This window comes from Mariprofundus ferrinatatus (assembly GCF_002795825.1).
GTDB lineage: Bacteria > Pseudomonadota > Zetaproteobacteria > Mariprofundales > Mariprofundaceae > Mariprofundus > Mariprofundus ferrinatatus.
In genome coordinates, this window is sequence record NZ_CP018800.1 from 867,843 (window position 1) to 888,570 (window position 20,728).

The following is a 20,728-nucleotide window of genomic DNA, read 5'->3' on the forward strand; positions in this document are numbered from 1 at the left end:
AGAGGGGAGAGGGAATGAGTTTTTTTAAAAGTGATAGTTTGTCTTTGTATGATTTCTTTAATATCTCAGGCGTTGCGTATTATATCCCATTTTATCAACGACAATATAGCTGGGACTCAGATAATGTAGAGAAGCTGATGGATGACTTCTATGATGGTGTAAAAAAAATCTGTTCCCAAAAAAGATACTTGCGCTTTATTGGTACAATAATCACCCTGGAAGAGCCAAATCCATTAGTCCACGTTCATTACGATAGCAACGGGCTAATTACAAAAATCAATAACATAATTGATGGGCAGCAACGGATATCTACGCTTACAGTATTGTCGATTATCATTCATAAGCGGCTTAAAGATATTTCTAAAGAAATTCAAAAAAATGGTTGGGAAACTCTTCCAGGCATTGATGATTTGTTAACTACCATTGAAAATAAAAGCTATGATCTTGAGCAATTCTATAGCATTGATATTCGAAAAGCTCGCGTTAACCCATCAAAGAAGCCAATAGTTATCAGAGCTCATAATACACATACATCACCAAAGACTGACCAATGGACATTACATGGAGCATCTAAAGATTATTACCGATCTGATATAGGGCAGTTTCTTGCTCATTATATAGAGCATGGTGATATAATTAGCCCAATTTCTAATGTGAAATTGAAAGGCAATGTAAAGGTAATCAATGAGTGGATTATCAAAACCGAGCAATCATCCAACCTTCCAACCCCAAAAATTCTTTTGGAACAAAACTCCAAAAATCTTCCAGGATTTATAGATGGGAACATTGACCTGGATGTATTACAACATGCAGATGCTGATTGCTATCAGTTGACTTGTGGAGCTATGAAGCTGTTGGCTTTAATTTATTTTATGTCTCATAGAACCTTTTTAACTGTAATTGAATGTCCTGGAGAATCCTTGGCTTTTGATATGTTTCAAGCGCTGAATGCAACGGGAACACCATTAACAGCAATTGAGGTATTTAAACCATTAGTTGTAAATACAGTAGGAGCAGCTTTTGGGACGTCAAAAACTAAGGAGTATTTTGATATTTCTGACCGTTTCTTTGACCAACAAAAAAGTGCTGCCTCAAAAGAAAAAATGACCGATGAAGTCTTAATTCGCATGGCATTAGTTCATGATTCATATGAATTAGGAAAGAGATTTAGTGACCAGCGGGATTGGCTTACTAGAGCATACACAGAGAGTAATACTCAGGAACAAGAAAACTTAATCCATTGGATGAGTGATCTCACTTTATATTGGGAAAATATTTTTCTTCCGAATAGGCCAAGCCGTAATTCGGTCTCGTTTACTATTTCTAATCACCTCACAACATTGGGTTTGAATAATGATGATGCAGACTTTTCAGCCTTGTGTATTTATTACTTGAAAGATGCCAAGCATGCAATGGCTCATTACTTGTTGAGTCTTTTCTATAGCAAACTATTGAGAGCTATAGGGACGCCAAACCATCAGTTTGAGATTCAAAACTTTATCGAAGTAAGTAAGGCCTGTGCCAGCTTTTTTACATTATGGAGTGCCGCTCTTTCTGGGTTCCCAGATGATGTATATCGTCGACTTTTTGATCAGTCAGGCGCGAATATTTCTTGGAAAACTGGAGCTGGAAACCAAAATGCCAATTTTGTAAAAGAGCATTTCAAGAAGGCACTAGAAGATAATGGTGTTTTTGATGTATCTAATTTAGGAAATGCTAAGAATTTGTGGAAATCCAAAGCAATAACACGCCTTGGATATACAAAGAAAGCAGTTTGCAGGTTCTCTCTTTTTGTGGCTTCTCACGACAAGGCCCCAGATATGGCTCCCGGATTCGAGGGGCTTGTAGAAAAAGGCTCCGTGAGGAGTGCCACTTACTTAAACTGTGAGAGCTGGTTCTCGGAAAGGTATGGCATTATGGAACACATAGGCAACCGAGAAAAGCCTGCATCAAATAAATATGGTGGCCCTGATCCTTTGTTGTACCCTGGAGATAATTCTGTGGTAGATAAAATTGGGAACCTTACATTGTGGTCGCCATCAGCAAATTCATCGACCTATCCTGAATGGCAGGAGAAAGTTTTGTATTACGCTACTCTAACTCGCTTTAACCCTGTTACTACGTTTGTAATTAGTGATATGGCAAAAGCATTAGGGGTAACAACGATACCTCCATCTATAGCGACTGTAGCGGCAGCAAGCGGATATATTGCGAACCTTGCTCCAATCGCTTATAGGGGTTCTAAAGGATTACCATGGAATAAAGACTTCGTGGACTTGCGAACCAATCGCACATGTGAGTTGGTTTTTGACGATTTGGTTGCATGGCTTTAGTTAGGTAATCTATATCTTAGAATGATTTATTTGGATTATGCTGCAACCACCCCTGTGGGCTCTAATGTGCTTGAAAAGATGCGCGAGTGCCTTTCTGTTGATGGTACATATGGGAACCCATCATCTCCACATTCATTTGGAGAGAAAGCATCAATTGCTATTGAGAATGCAAGAGAACAAGTTGCAAGCTTAATTGGTGCTTCTCCAAAAGAAATTGTATTCACATCAGGCGCTACAGAATCAAATAATCTTACTCTTAAAGGTGTTTTTTTTGGCCCTATAGCTGGCAAGCACATCATTACTACTGAAATTGAGCACAAGTCAATTTTAGATACGTGTTCTTATTTAGAGAAGATGGGGGCTGAGGTAACAAGGCTTAAGCCAGATTCTTCCGGCTTAATTGACCTTGATGAGCTAGAAAACAGTATCAGAGAAGACACCTCGCTCGTTTCTATCATTCATGTAAATAATGAAACTGGTGTTATTCAAGATGTTGAGAAAATAGCATCTATAGTGAAGAAGAAAGGTTGTTTGTTACATGTTGATGCAGCTCAAAGTATTGGCAAGCTTTCGATTGATTTATCAAAAATCCCTATCGACCTTATGTCTATTTCTGCGCATAAAATATATGGCCCCAAAGGCATAGGTTGTTTATTCGTCAGGAAGGGCTTGGAGCGCAATCTTCAGCCTCAGATGCACGGTGGAGGGCAAGAGGGCGGATTGCGCTCTGGAACTATGCCTACCCACCAAATTGTCGGTATGGGTAAAGCCTTATCTTTAGCGCAAGAAAGAATGGCTGAAGATCATGAAATGATGAGTAAACTAAAAGAGCAACTACTTGCTGGCCTTAGCGGAATTCAGGGCATGTATGAAAACGGATCTATAGAGCGCTCGGTTCCAAACATTCTTAACGTTAGCTTTGACGGAATAGATGCAGAGCTATTGCTCCATCGACTAAGAAACAAGATTGCCATCTCAAATGGATCCGCATGTAACTCTGGAGCAATTGAACCATCATATGTTCTACGTTCCATGGGGCTTTCAGAAGACCGAGTATATGGTGCAATCCGAATTAGTATGGGGAGATATACTTCTAACGAAGATATTGATTTAGCTGTTCATGCAATTTGCGATATTGTGGCAAACTTAAGGTCATAAGATTGCCTGACTTCTCCTTCAACCCTGCGCTTTCTCAGATGGACGAAGAGGACCTTGAGTTTTGGGGGCCAAAAGATTTTCAGACATATAGTTCAGAAAATGGATTCAGTAGAATAAATGCTCCAACAGTTATTTCTATTGATTCTTTGGAAGCGCTACGACCTGAACTAAAAGATACAAATACGATGGTGCTTAGGCTTGGACGCTCATCAAGCAGTGGGACGCAGTTTGGCCTAGTAAAATCGCGGGATGTGCGAGACTTTTTTCTTGTCGATTCAGTTATATTTGAGGGTCTAACGCCTCAAACATTTTTGCCTCCAATGAAGTATTCTGAGCTTTATCCTTTCCAGTTGATAGGTGCACAATCAGAAACATCGCTTGTGAATTTTGGTTGTTCGTCAGGATTGTTGGCCAAGGCTCTAGGCCTTAATTTTATTTCAATTAGCGCGCCAGCGACTGGGGCATCCACATATACCTTTAATGTCAAAGTAGGTAAGCAAATACCACCAATAAGGCACACAAGTGGTCAGGTTCAGTTTGATGCAGTCTTTGTTGGGGAAAGAGGTGGTAAACAGTGCCTTTTTGTTCTTGAAGCCAAGAATAGAGGGAGACATCGGTCCTTAGCTAAACATAAGCTTGTGTATCCAATTTTAGCTCTTGCACCAAATGTCCCATCAGATATGGAAATTATTCCTGTCTATTTGAAGACCATAGAACATGCTGAAGGAGTATGCTTTCAGGTGGCCGAATGTTCATATCCTGATCCAAGAAATGAGCTTAGTGATCTCCGAGAGGTCTCGGTTGTGAATGCATCATCCTATGTGGTCCCTAGTCTGTCGATGGGGGGGTGAAGCATTTCAAGTCAGAAGAGCGCTTTATTTCCACTGTTTGACAGTTTCTAAATCAGATGTGATCAGCCACTTATGATCAGCAACTTTTTGAATCAATGGCCACTTAAGTCCAGCTAGCCCAATGCGGCACTCATTTTTTCCATCTAAGTATGGACGTAGTTTCTCCGGGTCAATGTCAAAAACATTTAGCGCTCCATCAGACTCTCTCAACTGGACCATCAATACGTTTGTTCCACAAATATAAATGCCGCTTTTTATGTCGCCATCAGAGTCAAGTACCATCGCCCCTACGGTGCTGGTGTAACATGATACATGACGCTTTCCAAGGCCAGGCATGATCACAGTGTCTTTGTCTGTTATCTCAGCGTCTAAACATTTTTCGAGTACCATTATCGCTTCAGTTCTGTTGGCGAGTTGTAGGCCTTGCCCAGCTATAATATTGTGTTTTCTCATATCGGCCCCTTGGTTACTACTTTTCCGACATCTCTATAATGTACTTAAATATACTACTTATATTAAAGGCCGCACACTTTTTGTTTAGTAAGGAGATGAGCTGGTGGCATTCGTGGAGAGGGGACAGTGCAAGTTCTCAAAAGCAGTCTATAATGGGACTGGGCGGGGGGATATGTGAAGAATCTAGAGCTTAAGCCAACATTGAGAAAGCTTGGTACAGCTAGGTTAGCAAACCTAGTAGGGCACCAAAGATTGGAAATGATCTATGACGTTCTGAATGCCAGTGTCACTGAGAGTAAACTAGTAGACTTACTAGTACTTCGCTACGGCTCACAAGTGTTAGCCCAAAAAGAAATAAGAAACGCAATATTTCTTGCCCTCGAGCCTGAATATCAAGGTTACATTTATGATGGAAACTTCCTTGATGGAAGGGTTTTGAGCCAAAATGAGCGTAAAAATCTGGACTCACAAAGCTGGGGGCGAAGTAGGTCGTCAACTAAAAGGCTATTGAATCTGTTTGATTTAGGTGATGAATGTTTTCCACCAAAAGAAGAGATACCACCCTCTGTAGAAAACATACAACCTGATACTATCCTTTTTCCATATCAAAGAAGGGTTAAAGATAGGTATGTAAGAACCCTGCTTGGCGGTGCAGATCGTTTGATGCTCCATATGCCCACGGGCGCAGGCAAAACAAGAACATGCATAGAAGGCCTCGTAGATTGCTTGAGGGCCTTTTCAGATCGATCTGGATATGTTGTATGGCTTGCTCATTCAGAAGAGCTATGCGAGCAAGCTGTGGAAACCTTTAAAAAGATTTGGAGTGTAAGAGGCGATGAAAGCATTGATGTAATCCGCCTCTGGGGTAAGCACCCTTCACCTGATTTCTCAAATGGCTCAGGTTTTGTCGTTGCGAGTCTTCAACGAATTCATGCAATGCGTCTAAGCAGGAAAGATCAGACATTCATCCAAGCCGGGCAATTAAAATCAAAGTGTAGAATGGTTGTTATTGATGAGGCTCACAAAGCTATTGCCCCTACATATCTAGCAAGTATTGAATTCATATCAAATCTTGATTCTACTAAAATTTTGGGGTTAACCGCTACTCCGGGGCGAGGCTTTGAAGAAGATGAAACGAAAGAGTTAGTTGAATTCTTTCATGGAAATAAAATCACCATTACAGATCAAAATGGATGTGATGTAGAAGATCCGATTGGTTACCTCCAAGAAGAACAGTATTTGGCAAAAATAATCCGCAGGGCTGTAGCAACGCAAGTGACTGTAGACCTCACTGAACAAGAAAAGAACTATGTTGCAAACCTTCTTGATCTCCCTCAAAGCGTGCTTAATAGATTGGCAGATGATGCTGAGCGTAATGCTTTGATTGTTGCTGAGATTGCGGCATTAGTAATGGAGGGGAGAGATTCTATCGTGTTCGCACTGTCCGTTGAACATGCTCATTTGGTAGCTGAACTTCTGATGTTGCGTGGTATTGAAGCTAGGTGTGTTGATGGTTCAACTAGCTCATATGATAGGAATAAACATATTAATGACTATAAACATGGTGCTGTTCGAGTGCTGGTTAATTATGGTGTTTTAACAACTGGCTTTGATGCACCAAATACTAATGCGGTACTTATAGCTAGACCAACAGGGTCACTTGTTCTTTATTCCCAGATGATAGGACGTGGAATTAGAGGTAAACGAATGGGGGGGAATCTTGACTGTAAATTGGTTGACCTTAAAGACAACCTGATCGGGTTTCCAAATGAAAGCATGGCTTTTTCATATTTTGATGAAGCATGGGGTGAATAAATGAGGGAGTACAGATAATGGCAAATGCACTGATACCAGCAAAAACAGCGATTCAAACTTTCAGAGATGCTGGCTATAAAAATACAGCATCGGCCGTGGCTGAGTTAATTGACAACTCGATTGAGGCCAAAGCTAAAGACATCCAGATTATTACTTTTGAGGAAGCTGTCTTTCAGGGGGCTAGAACTACATACAGAATCAATGAGTTAGCTGTATATGATGACGGTGGTGGGATGCCTCCTTCTGTTTTGGAGATATGTTTGCAATTTGGCAATGGTACTCGTTTATCATCTAGGAGTGGTATTGGTCGTTTTGGTATTGGTTTGCCGAATGCCTCAGTAAGTCAGGCCAAGAGAATTGATGTCTATTCGTGGCAAAACAATGAGTGCTATCACACCTACCTCGATGTTGATGAGGTTAGTAATGGTGATCTTGATGAGGTGAATCCAGTAACGAGGAAAGAGTTGCCCCAAGAGTGGAAGCAGACTATTGAGGGGGGTGTTCAGGAGTCAGGAACGCTAATTGTGTGGTCAAAGTGTGATCGGCTTGATATGGCGAGGTCACGAACTCTCTTTACAACCTTGAGTAAAGATTTATGCAGAATTTATAGGCATTTCTTGGATGATGATAATTCTTATGGAAAGAAAGTGAAGATAAGGCTTGTAGAGGCAAGCAAAGAAATGCTTCTTGGGAATATGGAGAAGAAAATCACTCCCCTGCAGGCGAATGACCCCTTGTATCTGATGACCCCAAATAATATCCCTGAATTTGAAACCAAAAAAACTAACATGCTGCATGGGAATATAGTTTCTTTCCCTGTAAGATATAATGAAGATGGTGATACAGCGAATGTTGAGATTAGGTTTTCTATTGCTTTGCCAGAAACCCAGACCCTAGGCGGCGGATCACTGTTAGGGCAACATTATAGACGGAACACAGGGATATCTTTTATGAGGGCAGCCAGAGAGATCGATTTTGGTACCTTCGGCTACTTTAACAGTCAGGATGAACGAGAGAGATGGTGGGGGTGTGAGATTCGCTTTGAGCCAAAATTGGATGAGCTGTTTGGAGTGACGAATAACAAACAGGCCGTGAGAGGGGTTCATTATATAGACGAAAAAGAGTTCAAAAAAGAGCACGCTGATGACTGGGAAGACATGTTAAAAGATGATCTTAAGTTGCTTCTTAGAATGCAGCTAAGTAAATATTTCTACCAGAACCATAAAGAGATGTGGAATATAATTAAGGGGCGAGGTGCAGGTAAGCGGGGAGACAGCGCAAAAGAAAGGGCGGCATCAGACAAAAGTACCCGAATTGCAAACCAGGAACTTGAGGGATTAAAGACGCCTACACGGTCTGCAGAAATTGGTCAGAAAAAATCAGGAGATGAGAAGGTTGTTGAGTGGAGAGATCGCCTACTTGAATCTGACTCATCTCTTCTTACTGATGAGGCTGCTGCAGTCGCGAAAGAGAAGGTTGACTTAATTATAGAGAAAGACTTTAGCGCTTGGCCCGGCTCCCAGTTCTTTAGCATCGAAATTATCGGTGGAACATGTGTGCTGGTGATCAATAGGAAACACCCATTCTTTAGTGATTTGTATGAACCAATTATGGATGCCGATGATGATAAATATATCGAGGCACTTGATCTTGTTTTAATGGCCTATGCGAGAATGGAAGATGAATTATATAGTCGAAATGATGAGTTGGACGAAATTAGGGATATATGGGGGCGCCACCTGAAGACATTTTTGTTGAAATTAAAGGATGAAGCATGAGTTCATATAAACCTATATGAACCTGCTCGGAACAGAGGCTTATCGGAACTCTCTAGCTGCAGCGATTACTAATGCAAAACAGTCTATTGTTGTTGTTTCAGCATTTGTTACAAAAGGTGGCTGTGAGTGGATAAATCATCACATAAGTCACCCAAGTGTTGCGGTTCAATTTATAGTTCGTTGGAAACTCCAGGATTTAATATCTGGAGCATCTGATCTAGATTCTTATGAATATGCTAGGTCTCTTGGTTGGGACTTTTATGTGCAGCCGGACCTGCATGCCAAAGTAGCACTGGTAGATGATCACCAAATTTATCTCGGTAGTGCAAATGTTACAAATAAGGGTCTTGCTCTTGCACCCGGAGGAAACAGAGAATTTGGAGTCTCTTTTTTGGCCTCCCAAAGGGACTTGGATGTGATAAAAACAGTGCAGGATGAAAGCGTATACATTACTCCTGAATTGTATTTAGAAATAAGAAAATATCTTGATGAATTGCCTCCAGATGAAAAAACAAAGGCATCAGATGGGGAATGGCCAAATGAGTTGAAAGAGAAGTTTCTTCAACCTCCACAAAAGCTATGGGTTGCGGATTTATTATGGTCTTCTCCCTCATCAGAGAGTTTAGTAATGGAGATTTCTCCGGATTTTGCTCGTGAGATTGAGCATGATACTAAACTGTTAGGATTGCCCGTGTTGTACCATCACATTGAAGCAAGCAGCCTGTTGCCAGCATTCATATCTAGTCGAGCATATCATTGGCTAATATGCCAATTAAAGAAGAATGGTGGTCAATTACATTATGGGGAGTTAACTGTAAGGCTGCACGATGCGCTCCTGGATGATCCATTACCGTATAGGAAAGATATAAAATGCTTAGTTTCTAACTTGCTATCATGGGTTGAATTTTTAAAGGTTCCTGGTTTGGCAGTAGATATTCCGGGGCGGCATTCGCAAAGGCTTAGGGTTCTTTCTGAATAGAAAACAGCTAAAAGGAAGTACTAATTCATGACTATGGTCATGCAATTGTTACGACCATAGGGCAATTGCTGCTTGCTGAATCATTAGTTGGCTATGAGAAAGGTTTTTTGTAAGATAACAAACGTCTACTGAAATGCGGGCAGTCCACCTAGGCCTTCTGATTACTAATCATTGTAAGGTATGAAGGTGCAGCAAGGCCATGCATATTGAAGAAAATTTAGGTGGTAGAATTAAATCTGTTGGTATTTATGTTGGCACAAAGATGTTCCGAATAATGAATGCCATTTATAAACAGTATGATAGAAAAGGTATTAGGATCCAGTCTTCGAGGTCACATTCGAATTATGGTGATGTGATCTGCTCCCCCTTAAATAGTGCCAGAGTGTAGTTAGTATTTCTGCCGAGGAGAGGCGGGCCATAAATATACCAGTACTTTCGTCGGTATGTTTTGACATGCGAGAGTGTAAAACCAAGCAATACGAATAAAATTGCAGAGTAATGGGAGTCCTTGAAACGCCACCAAATCCAAAGACCTCTGCGAAAGCAGGGGGCTTTGTTCATCTTCAGGTCATGTTCTGACATTATTATCTGGCTGCAGTGTTGGAATCGATAGTCAGTGTTGTTAGCCTTTTATGCATGGACAATTTAACGGGTCACTGCGATGCATGAAGTGTCGCTTTGCCAGGGTATCGTGGAGCTGTTGCAGGAGAAGGCGGAGGTGGAATCCTTCAGTTGCATCCAAAGCATCCGGCTTGAGATAGGCTTGCTCTCCTGTGTGGAAGCAGAAGCGATGCGCTTCGCCTTTGATGCGGTGGCTGCTGGCACTGTGGCCCAGGGTGCCAAGCTTGAAATCGACGAGGTTCCGGGGCTTGGCTGGTGCAGTCGATGTGCCTCGGAAGTCCGGATCGATCACAGGTATGATGCCTGTCCGAATTGCGAATCCTACCCTCTGGAGATAAGGCAGGGGGACGAAATGCGAATTAAATATGTGGAGGTAGTCTGATGTGTACGGTGTGCGGTTGTGGAGAACCGAATGAGCATAAACATGAGCACAGCCATGGTCACCACTATGGCCATGGAGAGGCCGGTGCACATGTGGCCGGGATGGAGCAGTCCCGGCTTGTCAGCATCGAACAGGATATCCTCAGCAAAAACAACCGCTATGCAGATGCCAACCGCCGCTATTTCAATCATAACGGCGTGTTATGCCTGAACCTTGTCTCAAGCCCCGGGGCAGGAAAAACGACTCTTCTCAGTAAAACCATCGCGGCCATTAAGAATGAAGTTCCTGTTTCCGTGATTGAGGGTGATCAGCAGACAGATCTGGATGCTGCGCGTATTCGCGAGGCGGGCAGCAAGGCGGTTCAGATTAACACAGGCAAGGGGTGTCATCTGGATGCACACATGATCGGTCACGCCATCGACGATCTGAAACCTGCCAGCGGAAGTGCCCTGTTTATCGAAAATGTAGGCAATCTGGTATGCCCTGCCGCTTTTGATCTCGGAGAAGCCGCCAAGGTTGTGATTCTGTCAGTCACTGAGGGCAGCGATAAGCCGTTGAAGTATCCTGACATGTTCCACGCTGCAAACCTGATGATCATCAACAAAACCGATCTTCTGCCGTATGTCGATTTTGATCTGGATGCCTGTTGCGATTTTGCCCGCCGCATTAATCCCGGCATAAAAATCCTCAAGCTCTCCGCCACCACGGGTGAAGGTATGGATGGCTGGCTGAACTGGATCAAGGCAAATTGCGAAATCGCACGAACCGGTGGATACAGCCAGGAACAAAGCAGCTAATGTGCCTTGCTGTTCCGGCCAGGGTTGAATCACTGGATCGCGCTGCCTCCACGGCCGTTGTGAATCTTGATGGCATCTCCAAAGAGGTCTCTACGCTGCTGCTCGATGATGTGGCAGTCGGAGATTATGTACTTATTCATGTCGGTTACGCGCTTGAGCGTATCGACCCTGAAGAGGCGGAAAAGACCCTGACCATGTTCGATGAACTCAAGGGTGTGGAGCCATGAAATACGTCGATGAGTTTCGCGACGGCGATAAGGCGCGCAGGCTTGCTGAACTGATCCGCACAGAGGTGAACCCGGAGCGGGAGTACCGGTTGATGGAGTTCTGTGGCGGCCATACCCATGCCATCTTCCGTTTCGGTATTCATGATCTGATGCCGGAGAACCTTAAATATGTGCACGGCCCCGGCTGCCCGGTCTGCGTATTGCCGGCCGGGCGCATTGAGGCGGCGATCGAACTGGCCGAGGCTGAGGATATCATTCTCTGTACATACGCCGATTTGATGCGTGTTCCGGCAGGCAGAGGCGACAGCCTGAACAGGGCCAGGGCGCGCGGTTCGGATATCCGCATGATCTATTCAAGCACGGATGCGCTGGCAATTGCTCGTGCCAATCCTGAACGGCAGGTGGTCTTTTTTGCCATCGGTTTTGAAACGACTACGCCGCCGACGGCTGCGGCTATTCAGATTGCAGAGAAGGAGGGGCTAAGCAATTTCTCTGTTTACTGCAATCATGTGCTGACGCCACCGGCCATGAGGCACCTGCTCTCCAGCGGCGAGGCCCATATTCATGGCATTCTCGGCCCTTCACATGTCAGCACCATTATCGGCAGCCAGGCCTATGCCGGGTGCTGCAACGACTATCAGGTGCCGCTGGTAATTGCCGGCTTTGAACCGCTGGATGTGATCCAGTCGACGCTGATGTTGGTTCGCCAGATCAATGAGGGGCGATTCGAGGTTGAGAACCAGTACAGCAGAGCCGTCAGTCAGACAGGCAACAGGAAAGCACAGGCTCTGATGCAGGCTATTTTTGAGCCCCGAGCCATGTTTGAGTGGCGCGGCCTGGGCGGGCTGCCTGACAGTGCGGTTCAGATAAAGGCAGCGTTTCATGCATTTGATGCCGAGAAGCGCTTTGGCATGCAGGCGATTGATGTGGCGGATATCAGGGGCTGCATCTGTCCGGCTGTGTTAAGGGGGGTAAGCGATCCCGTTGACTGCAAGTTGTTTGGCTCGATTTGTACCCCTGAACAGCCGAAAGGGGCCTGTATGGTTTCATCCGAAGGGGCGTGTGCAGCCCAGTACAGTTATGGAAGATATCGTCTTGGCGGGAAGTCCGAAATATGAGCAGGCTTGATATTGAGCGCGGCGTGGTTGAAATGGCGCATGGAAGCGGCGGCAGGGCATCGGCACAGCTGATCGAATCGCTGTTTATCCGCCATCTGGATAATGCATGGTTGAGGCAGGGCGATGATGCCAGCCTCTTTGATGTCGGTGCAGGACGCATGGTGATGAGTACTGATGCACATGTGGTATCGCCGCTGTTTTTCCCCGGCGGTGATATCGGTTCGCTATCGGTTCATGGCACGATTAATGACGTTGCCATGAGTGGCGCCAGGCCGCTCTATCTTTCCGCCGGTTTTGTTCTGGAAGAGGGGTTTCCGCTGGCAGGTCTGGATCGCATTGTGGCCAGTATGGCCAGGGCCAGCAGAGAGGCCGATGTACCTGTCATAGCCGGCGACACCAAGGTGGTCGAGCGTGGAAAAGGCGATGGTGTGTTCATCACTACGACTGGTATCGGCGTGGTTCCGGAAGGCGTCCATATTTCCGGCGACCGGGCGGAAGCGGGCGATATGATTCTGATCAGTGGTCATATCGGTGATCATGGCACTGCAATTCTCTCCAGCCGGGAGGGGTTGGAGTTTGCTACCGCTATCAGATCCGATTCGGCGGCACTGCATGAACTGGTGGCAGAGATGGTGAACGTGGCTCCCGAGATTCATTGCCTGAGAGATCCTACCCGCGGAGGCCTGGCCACCACGCTTAATGAGCTGGTACGCCAATCCGGGGTCGGCATGCAGATCGAGGAGGGTGCCATTCCGGTTCGCGCCGAGGTCAGGGGGGCCTGCGAACTGCTGGGGCTTGATCCGCTCTATATTGCCAATGAAGGCAAACTGATATGCATCTGTCCTGCCGGCGTGGCTGAAAAGGTGCTCTCAGTTATGCAGGCACATCCATTGGGCAGGGATGCAGCGATCATCGGTAAAGTTGTGGAGGACGAACGGCAGCTTGTCACCATGAAAACGGTGTTCGGAGGTCTGCGTGTCGTTGACTGGCTGGCCGGTGAGCAGTTGCCGCGTATCTGCTGAACAATGCCTGAGCAGTTTCCCATCCAGATCGATCTGCCACCGGGATTTGACAAGGCGCCCGCAATTTTAGCGCTGGGGGGCGAGTTAAAAAGCAGCATTTGCCTGATCGACGCCGGCAGGGCCTGGATCACCGAGACGATGGGTGATCTTGAACAGGAGTTTGTGTACCGGAATTTTATCGACCAGATTGATGAACTGTTTGAGACAACGCCACCTGCACATCTGGTTATCGATAAACATCCTGACTACCTCTCCTCGCAATGGGGGGAGCGGCTGGCGGTTAAGTACGGATTAACACTTCACTCTGTGCAGCACCACTATGCCCATATCGCAGCAGTAATGGCTGACAATGCGCTGCCGGTTGATACGAAACCGCTGCTCGGTTTTGCGTTGGATGGACTGGGTTTCGGCGATGATGGAACCATCTGGGGCGGTGAAATATTGCTGGCGGATTATCGCCGCTTTCAGAGGCTGGCCTGCTTTCAACCTGTTGCCATGATCGGTGGGGCAGCAGCAGCTGTAGTACCCTGGCGGAATACCCTGGCGCATCTCCTGCCCATCTGGGAGCAGGTGCATACTCAATTTGCAGATGTCGATATTGTTCAGTTTCTGAAAAGTAAACCTGTCGAGACGTTTCAAACCATGGTGAATAAGGGGATGAATGCGCCGCCTGCCTCCTCCTGCGGACGCCTGTTTGATGCCGTGGCAGGAGGTCTCGGCATAAACCGAGAAGGGGTGGCGTTTGAGGCAGAGGCGGCCATCAACCTTGAGAGGCTTGCTGCAACCTGCTTTGAACAAGTGTGTGAGCCCTATGCATACCGCATTGATCGTGACGATTGTATGCATATCAACTGGCAGCCGATGTGGCTGGAGCTGCTGGCTGATATCAGGAGCGGTGTTGAACCGGAGGCTATTGCATCACGTTTTCATCACACGCTTATTGATGCCCTGACTAAAGTGGCCCAGGCAATAAATGAGAATCATGATTTTAACCGTATCGCACTTTCAGGGGGTGTGTTTCAGAATCGTTTGCTTTCCACATATCTTCCACGATCGCTTGAATCCTGTGGCTTTGAGGTGCTGCAGCACCGTCAGGTTCCGGTACACGATGGCGGTCTTTCACTGGGTCAGGCCATCATAGCCGCTGCCCGATAGGAGTGGGTCTCAATCGAGATGCTCAGATGGGGTAGTAAAAAGCCCCGGCATGCCGGGGCTTTGTCAATTTGAACCGATACTTGTTTTTCTTACAGCAGTACCACTGCTGCCCAGAATGCCAGTGCTGTACCGCCGCACATGGTTGCCAATCCAAGTCCTTCTACGCCGTCATGTGTTTCGTTGCTATTGCTCATATCAGACCTCCTGAAGACCTTTTGAGTCATATTGGTAGGTACACCATATAGAAACCTAGTAAATAAGTCAAGTATTATTTTGGTGTAGGTTGCAGTTCCCCAGTTATTGTCTATAAAAGTCATACAGGAGTACGCATGTTTGATTTGGGAATTGATGGGAAACCGAGATGTCTGGTCATCCTGGCAGTATACACTGGTTTTGGTGGCCTGCTCTGCCTCGTTTATGGCGTGCCATCGATTATTTTTGACCTGTTTGCACTGGATTTGGCCTTGATTAATCTGATTGTAGTAGCCATTGGAGTTTCTACGCTGCTCGGGTCGTACGGTTTGTGGCGGTTGAAGAGATGGGGGTACTATCTGGCAATCGCAATTTACGTTGTCTCCATTCAGCTGAGTGTAGTGGCAATTAGTCTGGATGACTCGCCTGCCAATATAACGTTGCAACTGGTGGGGATTGGTATTGCGGTATTTTTTCTGTTTTATCTGTTCGGGAAAGAAACCCGAAAACTTTTCCACTAATTCAGGGCATTTATTCCATTAGCGCATGGAAAACCCGACCGGTATCGCTACCGGCCGGGACAAGTTTCCATTCAACTGCTTGCGGACTCTTCCAGAATGCGTTTCTGGATAGCAGCAGGAACTACATCGTAATGATCGAATTCGATCGTGTAACTTCCCTCGCCACCGGTCATCGCTTTCAACTGTGCCTGATAGGACTGAATTTCAGCCATCGGGGCACGCGCCTGTATGATCGTCGAGTTACCCTTCATATCGGTCGCGAGAATCTGGGCGCGCCGTGAATTAAGATCGCCCATGATGTCGCCAATGTGATCCTGTGGCACCGATATCTCCATCGTTACGATCGGCTCAAGAAGCACTGGCTTGCACTCCTTGAATGCTTTGTTGAATGCCTTCTGCCCGGCGATCTGGAAGGCGATATCCTTGGAATCAACCGTGTGGGTTTTTCCATCGACCAGCGTGACCCGTACATCGGTAACAGGATAGCCGGCCATTACACCTTCTTCCATTGCGGCTTGAACGCCTTTGTCGACTGAGGTGCGGAATACGGCATCAATGACGCCGCCATGAATCTTGTCGACAAACTCGTAACCTGCACCGCGAGGCAGGGGTTCGACATTGATCACCACGCGACCGAACTGGCCGGCGCCGCCTGACTGCTTCTTGTGGGTATATTCGACATCTTTGACGCTGCTGGTAATGGTTTCCATATAGGCAACCCGCGGCGTTGAGGTGCTCACGTTGACCTTATAGCGGCGCTTGAGCTTGCCAAGGATCAGACGCAAATGCAGATCAGACATGCCGCTGATGATCAGGTCGTGTGTCTGCGGATCGGAATGGACGTGGAAAGTACGGTCATCATTCTCGAACTCGTGCAGGGCGGTTCCGAGTTTCTGGTCATCTTTGTTGGTTTTCGGACGCACAGCCAGAGAAACCATCGGGGTAGGGAGTTTTAAATCATCCATTGTGATGACGGTGTTTGCATCGGTGATAATGTCGTTGGCATGCATGTCTGCAACGCGCGGGATGGCGACCAGATCGCCGGCGACTGCGGTTTTGATGTCCTGTTGTTCCTTTCCGACCACACGGAAGATGTGGCCCGCTTTCTCCTCCTTGCCGGAACGGCGGTTGATAAAACTGCCATGGGCGGCGAGGGAGCCGGAGAGAACGCGAAGATAGGAGATGCGGCCGACAAACTCGTCCGACTCTGTGTGGTAAACGTAAGCTGAGAAGCCTTTGACATCGTTAATCGAAACCGGTTCATCGTTCTGGTAGACGATATGTTCGATCTCATGCGGTGCCGGGGCCAGTTCGCTTAACAGCTCCAGGAGTTGCGCAGTGCCTACTTCCTTCTCTCCGGCTGTTGGGATGACCGGATAGAGGCTGCCGTCGATCACAGCGCCTTTAAGGGCTGCTACAAACTCTTTTTCGCTAATCGTATCGCCTTCAAGATAGCGCTCCATCAGAGCGTCATCGGTTTCGACAATCGCCTCAACGATCTCTTCATAGACAGCGGCCGTCTCTATGCTGGCATCCCTGTTGTGCAGTACGGAGTGAACCTCGGTAAAGGAGGCGGATGAGCCGTTAGGCATATAGAGCGGAATGCAGCGATCGCCGAAATCCGCCTTGAGTGCGGCAAGAGCTTCAGAGAAGTTGGTATTATCCGCATCAAGCTTTGTCATGGCGATAATGCGAGGCAGGCCACGTTTGCCGGCCAGACGCCACACTTTACGGGTATTAACCTTGACGCCGTCAGTTGCATCGACACAAATCAGTGCACACTCAGCTGCATGCAGGGCAGTCATAACATCTGCGATGGAATCGGGAGAACCGGGTACATCGAGACAGTTAAAATGAAGATCATTGTAATTGAATGATATAGTGGAGCAGTAGAGTGACTTCTCATACTGCTTCTCATCGGGGTCGAAATCACTGATGGTATTATGGGTATCGATATGGCCCATGCGGTTTGTGGTTCCTGCAACATGAAGCATCGACTCAAGAAGCGTGGTTTCACCCGCTCCTTCATGGTCGAGCATTGCAATGTTTCTGATTTGTGAGCTGTTGAGCTTACTCAAGACACCCTCCTGCCTGATGAATTAACAAAATGAATAACCGAATCCTGCACGAATTGTGAGGTAATCCATCTGAGTGGTTTTGACCCGAAAGTGGCTGGTTTCGATTTCTCTAAAGCATACAAAAACAGCGAACATTCGTCTATCCATTTTCATCGCTACCAGGTTTCTGATTTGCTCTGATTCGAGATGGCAAAGCGTGAAAACGAAAGGTGAACTCGCCGATAAAACGGGATAGGGTCACGGGATGGGGATATTGAACAGACAGTTCCATAAATACCTGCTCTACCTGTGGCCGCTGCCGACCGTCTTTATGGTGGGGCAGATCGTGATGTGGGCCAACGGCAATGCCGCTAACCTGGGTATTTCGGTCTCGGTTTCGCTGCTTGATATGGTCGTGTTTGTCTTGCTCTTTGCAGGTGCGGCCTGGTGGGCCTTCCGCCCGATCATGACCTACCTGGTCTCCCGCGAGCATCCCGAAAAACATCGCCGTGTCATCGAATCAGTCGTGGCCAATTTTCCGTGGCGAACACTCAAAGCCTACTCCATAGCCGGCTGGCTATACGCCCTCTATCTGATCGTCGTGATCAGTTCGGTGGCACTGATGGGTGACTATCTGTTTACCTGGCGCATGTTTGTTGCTTTGACTCTGAACTTCAGCTTCGGAGCGGCTGTGCTGGCACCGGCACTGGCAGTCTCCAGCTCCATTGTTTTCACGACAAGATTAAGGGCGAAGCTGGCGCTGCAGGGGCTCTTTGTCTCAGAACTCGGAACCATGAAAATGGAGCGTTACCTGATCTCATCGCAGTACCGGCCGTGGCTGGTGTTTATGGTGACGGGATTCCTGCCTACGATGATTCTGGGCCTGTTTGTATTCCTCTCACAGGCCGGTGAGGTGGCTGAGGAGCATTTTATCCTCGCACAGGCGATGGTGCTGCTCTCGATGAGTATCTCTGCAGGCAGTATTCTGGTCTGGTTTCTCAGTCATACCCTCAAACATGTTACGCTGTCGCTGCAGGCCGGTCTGCACCATCTTGCCGAGGGTCATTTTACGGGCCGGGTGCCGGTACTGCTTGATGATGAGTTCGGGGAGTTGGCGAGAGGCCTGAATACCGCCATGCACGGATTGCAGGAGCGGGAGGATCTGAAGGATTCGCTGGCTATTGCTGCCGAGATCCAGCAGGGATTATTGCCCAAGCAGGCACCGGTGATTCCCCGGTATAAGCTGGAGGGGTTTCAGCAGACCTGCTTCTCGGTGGGTGGTGACTATTTCGATTATATTGAGCTTGAGGACGGGCGCATCTGGCTGATGGTTGCCGATGTCTCCGGCAAGGGTTATCCGGCTGCATTGACGATGGCCAATCTGCAGGCCATGTTGCGGGGTCTGGCTACGGTTGACTGGCCGATCGAAGTGGCGGGTAATTACCTCAATGACGCACTCTGTGAATCGCTCTCTGCCGGCCGGTTTGTGACCCTGTTTATGGGTAAGCTGCAGCCTGAAACCCACTCGCTGGTGTGGATGAATGCCGGACACGTACCGCCACTGCTTGCCAGTGGAGATGAAATCAGACCGCTTGAGGCATCCGGGCCCCCGCTCGGATTGATGAAGGGGATGAAATACGAGGTGGTTCGCACTGAACTCAATCCCGGTGACACCCTGCTCGCCTATACAGACGGGGTGACCGAAACATCCGGCCGTTTCGGCAACGAGCGGTTTGGTGAGAAGCGGTTGCGGAAGTGGCTGGAAGCGCATCGAGGCGATCCGATCGATCGCTATCCAGCTCTGCTACTGGATGAGCTGAACAGGTATGGCCGCGACGAGCAGGATGATGATTTGACGCTGTTGTGCGTAAGACGGGAGTAAACATGTCGAACATGAGAACTGAAAAGGATTCGATGGGGGAGATGCAGGTGCCTGCGGATGCGATGTACGGCGCATCAACCGCCCGTGCAGTTGAGAACTTTCCGGTATCAGAACTACGTTTTTCACGTGAGTTTATCCGTGCGCTGGGACGCATCAAACAGGCGGCGGCGACAGTCAACTGTTCACTGGGAAAGCTGGGGGCGGATCAGGCTGAACTGATTGTGCAGGCAGCCAAAGAGGTGTCTGAGGGCAAGTGGGACAGCGAATTCGTTGTCGATATTTTTCAGACCGGGTCGGGTACCTCGACCAACATGAATGCCAATGAGGTTATAGCCTGCCGTTGTAATCAGATTGACGAGAAGGTTTCTGTTCACCCCAATGATCATGTCAACATGGGGCAATCCTCCAATGACGTGATTCCGACCGCCATTCATCTGGCGGCCACCGACCTGCTTGTGTATGAATTGCTGCCCGCTCTGCGACATCTGTTGCAGGCCATCGAGGCGAAAGCGGGTGAGACGATGGATGCAGTGAAGATCGGCCGCACGCACCTTATGGATGCCACGCCGATCACCCTTGGACAGGAGATCTCCGGCTGGGCGCGACAGATCGATCTCGGCATCAGGCGACTGGAATCGACACTTCCGAGAATCACAGAGCTGGCTCAGGGTGGAACCGCGGTTGGCACCGGCCTCAATACCCACCCCGATTTCGGTCGCATGATTGCCGCTGAGCTCTCAAACAGTTACGGCATAACATTCAGTGAATCACGCAATCACTTCGAGGCTCAGGCAGCCCAGGACGCTGCTGTCGAGCTCTCTGGTCAGCTGAGAACGGTTGCGGTATCGCTGGTGAAAATTGCCAACGATGTGCGACTGCTTAATGCGGGGCCGCGTTGTGGCATCGGCGAGATCACTGTGCCCGCCGTACAGCCGGGCTCTTCAATCATGCCGGGCAAGGTGAATCCGGTGATTGCCGAGTCGCTGGCTCAGGTCTCTGCGCAGGTGATTGGCAATGACGCAGCAATCGCTTTTGGTGGTGCTTCCGGACTACTGGATCTGAATGTGATGCTGCCTGTGATGGCGCATAACCTGCTCGAATCCGAGCGCCTGATGGCAAGTGCATCACGGATGTTTGCCGACAAGTGTATCTCTGGGCTGGTTGCCAATCGTGATCGTTGTGCCGACCAGATCGAGTGGAGCATGAGCATGGTCACCTCGCTGGCTCCCGTGATCGGATATGATCGAGCCTCACAGATTGCCAAACAGGCAGTCAGTGAGGGTAAAACGGTTCGCCAGATATGTCTGGAAGAGGGGGTGCTGCCCGAGGATGAGCTGGACAGACTGCTCGATCCAGCTTCCATGCTGGCACCGCAGGCCTGAAGCCC

At 47.7% G+C, this 20,728-nt stretch carries 17 protein-coding genes; 15 read left to right on the plus strand and 2 right to left on the minus strand.

Features of this window, described 5'->3' with window-relative positions; translation table 11 throughout:
* Positions 1-14 precede the first annotated feature (14 nt).
* Genes Ga0123462_RS04225 through Ga0123462_RS11345 form a run of 3 tightly spaced genes read left to right on the plus strand, consistent with a single transcriptional unit; the run spans position 15 to position 4,342 of the window.
* On the plus strand, positions 15-2,333 hold the full coding sequence (locus Ga0123462_RS04225) for a DUF262 domain-containing protein (RefSeq protein ID WP_100265153.1): 2,319 nt from the start codon (positions 15-17) through the stop codon (positions 2,331-2,333).
* 21 nt (positions 2,334-2,354) lie between these two features.
* A complete protein-coding gene (locus Ga0123462_RS04230; RefSeq protein ID WP_100265154.1) occupies positions 2,355-3,491 on the plus strand; it encodes a cysteine desulfurase family protein in 1,137 nt (378 codons plus the stop codon).
* Positions 3,492-3,493: 2 nt separating this feature from the next.
* Complete coding sequence (locus Ga0123462_RS11345) at positions 3,494-4,342, plus strand: type III PLP-dependent enzyme domain-containing protein (protein ID WP_157821267.1); 849 nt, start codon at positions 3,494-3,496, stop codon at positions 4,340-4,342.
* Between the two features lie 24 nt (positions 4,343-4,366).
* Here Ga0123462_RS11345 and Ga0123462_RS04235 read toward each other — a convergent pair whose 3' ends face one another.
* The gene (locus tag Ga0123462_RS04235; protein ID WP_100265155.1) at positions 4,367-4,795 is read right to left on the minus strand and encodes a hypothetical protein; all 429 of its coding nucleotides are present in this window, start codon (positions 4,793-4,795) and stop codon (positions 4,367-4,369) included.
* Between the two features lie 174 nt (positions 4,796-4,969).
* Here Ga0123462_RS04235 and Ga0123462_RS04240 point away from each other — a divergent pair, with 174 nt between their 5' ends.
* The 10 genes from Ga0123462_RS04240 to Ga0123462_RS04285 all read left to right on the plus strand — a co-directional run bounded on the left by Ga0123462_RS04240 (position 4,970) and on the right by Ga0123462_RS04285 (position 15,402).
* Positions 4,970-6,610 carry a DEAD/DEAH box helicase gene (locus tag Ga0123462_RS04240; protein ID WP_100265156.1) on the plus strand — a complete coding sequence of 547 codons (1,641 nt, stop codon included), beginning with the start codon at positions 4,970-4,972 and terminating at the stop codon, positions 6,608-6,610.
* A gap of 17 nt (positions 6,611-6,627) precedes the next feature.
* Positions 6,628-8,388, plus strand: coding sequence for an ATP-binding protein (locus Ga0123462_RS04245; protein ID WP_100265157.1), 1,761 nt, complete (start codon positions 6,628-6,630; stop codon positions 8,386-8,388).
* Between the two features lie 16 nt (positions 8,389-8,404).
* Positions 8,405-9,367: a phospholipase D family protein gene (locus Ga0123462_RS04250; protein ID WP_100265158.1), complete on the plus strand. Its 963-nt coding sequence runs from the start codon at positions 8,405-8,407 to the stop codon at positions 9,365-9,367.
* A gap of 661 nt (positions 9,368-10,028) precedes the next feature.
* Positions 10,029-10,370: a hydrogenase maturation nickel metallochaperone HypA gene (hypA, locus tag Ga0123462_RS04255; protein ID WP_100265159.1), complete on the plus strand. Its 342-nt coding sequence runs from the start codon at positions 10,029-10,031 to the stop codon at positions 10,368-10,370.
* Entirely contained in the window at positions 10,370-11,167 is a 798-nt protein-coding gene (gene hypB, locus Ga0123462_RS04260) for a hydrogenase nickel incorporation protein HypB (RefSeq protein ID WP_100265160.1), read from the plus strand. Before hypA ends, hypB begins: the two co-directional genes overlap by 1 nt.
* Complete coding sequence (locus tag Ga0123462_RS04265) at positions 11,167-11,394, plus strand: HypC/HybG/HupF family hydrogenase formation chaperone (protein ID WP_100265161.1); 228 nt, start codon at positions 11,167-11,169, stop codon at positions 11,392-11,394. The genes hypB and Ga0123462_RS04265 overlap by 1 nt, the downstream gene beginning before the upstream one ends.
* Entirely contained in the window at positions 11,391-12,512 is a 1,122-nt protein-coding gene (gene hypD, locus Ga0123462_RS04270; protein WP_100265162.1) for a hydrogenase formation protein HypD, read from the plus strand. Before Ga0123462_RS04265 ends, hypD begins: the two co-directional genes overlap by 4 nt.
* On the plus strand, positions 12,509-13,534 hold the full coding sequence (hypE, locus tag Ga0123462_RS04275) for a hydrogenase expression/formation protein HypE (RefSeq protein ID WP_100265163.1): 1,026 nt from the start codon (positions 12,509-12,511) through the stop codon (positions 13,532-13,534). Before hypD ends, hypE begins: the two co-directional genes overlap by 4 nt.
* Positions 13,535-13,537: 3 nt before the next feature.
* Complete coding sequence (locus tag Ga0123462_RS04280; protein WP_100265164.1) at positions 13,538-14,689, plus strand: Kae1-like domain-containing protein; 1,152 nt, start codon at positions 13,538-13,540, stop codon at positions 14,687-14,689.
* Between the two features lie 329 nt (positions 14,690-15,018).
* Complete coding sequence (locus Ga0123462_RS04285) at positions 15,019-15,402, plus strand: DUF2127 domain-containing protein (protein ID WP_100265165.1); 384 nt, start codon at positions 15,019-15,021, stop codon at positions 15,400-15,402.
* Between the two features lie 71 nt (positions 15,403-15,473).
* Here the strand turns inward: Ga0123462_RS04285 and fusA are convergent, their stop codons facing one another.
* A complete protein-coding gene (gene fusA, locus Ga0123462_RS04290) occupies positions 15,474-17,480 on the minus strand; it encodes an elongation factor G (RefSeq protein WP_100265166.1) in 2,007 nt (668 codons plus the stop codon).
* A gap of 244 nt (positions 17,481-17,724) precedes the next feature.
* Here fusA and Ga0123462_RS04295 point away from each other — a divergent pair, with 244 nt between their 5' ends.
* Both Ga0123462_RS04295 and Ga0123462_RS04300 read left to right on the plus strand, forming a co-directional pair.
* A complete protein-coding gene (locus tag Ga0123462_RS04295) occupies positions 17,725-19,341 on the plus strand; it encodes a PP2C family protein-serine/threonine phosphatase (protein ID WP_232726615.1) in 1,617 nt (538 codons plus the stop codon).
* A 2-nt stretch (positions 19,342-19,343) separates the two neighbouring features.
* Entirely contained in the window at positions 19,344-20,723 is a 1,380-nt protein-coding gene (locus Ga0123462_RS04300; protein WP_100265167.1) for a class II fumarate hydratase, read from the plus strand.
* Positions 20,724-20,728 lie beyond the last annotated feature (5 nt).

Excerpts from the sequence above, each read along its gene's own strand:
- Ga0123462_RS04225 (WP_100265153.1), top strand. The coding sequence starts at position 15 with ATGAGTTTTTTTAAAAGTGATAGTTTGTCTTTGTATGATTTCTTTAAT.
- Ga0123462_RS04230 (WP_100265154.1), top strand. The coding sequence starts at position 2,355 with ATGATTTATTTGGATTATGCTGCAACCACCCCTGTGGGCTCTAATGTG.
- Ga0123462_RS04235 (WP_100265155.1), bottom strand. The coding sequence starts at position 4,795 with ATGAGAAAACACAATATTATAGCTGGGCAAGGCCTACAACTCGCCAAC.
- Ga0123462_RS04245 (WP_100265157.1), top strand. The coding sequence starts at position 6,628 with ATGGCAAATGCACTGATACCAGCAAAAACAGCGATTCAAACTTTCAGA.
- Ga0123462_RS04250 (WP_100265158.1), top strand. The coding sequence starts at position 8,405 with ATGAACCTGCTCGGAACAGAGGCTTATCGGAACTCTCTAGCTGCAGCG.
- hypA (WP_100265159.1), top strand. The coding sequence starts at position 10,029 with ATGCATGAAGTGTCGCTTTGCCAGGGTATCGTGGAGCTGTTGCAGGAG.
- hypB (WP_100265160.1), top strand. The coding sequence starts at position 10,370 with ATGTGTACGGTGTGCGGTTGTGGAGAACCGAATGAGCATAAACATGAG.
- Ga0123462_RS04265 (WP_100265161.1), top strand. The coding sequence starts at position 11,167 with ATGTGCCTTGCTGTTCCGGCCAGGGTTGAATCACTGGATCGCGCTGCC.
- hypD (WP_100265162.1), top strand. The coding sequence starts at position 11,391 with ATGAAATACGTCGATGAGTTTCGCGACGGCGATAAGGCGCGCAGGCTT.
- hypE (WP_100265163.1), top strand. The coding sequence starts at position 12,509 with ATGAGCAGGCTTGATATTGAGCGCGGCGTGGTTGAAATGGCGCATGGA.
- Ga0123462_RS04280 (WP_100265164.1), top strand. The coding sequence starts at position 13,538 with ATGCCTGAGCAGTTTCCCATCCAGATCGATCTGCCACCGGGATTTGAC.
- Ga0123462_RS04285 (WP_100265165.1), top strand. The coding sequence starts at position 15,019 with ATGTTTGATTTGGGAATTGATGGGAAACCGAGATGTCTGGTCATCCTG.
- Ga0123462_RS04295 (WP_232726615.1), top strand. The coding sequence starts at position 17,725 with ATGGGGATATTGAACAGACAGTTCCATAAATACCTGCTCTACCTGTGG.
- Ga0123462_RS04300 (WP_100265167.1), top strand. The coding sequence starts at position 19,344 with ATGTCGAACATGAGAACTGAAAAGGATTCGATGGGGGAGATGCAGGTG.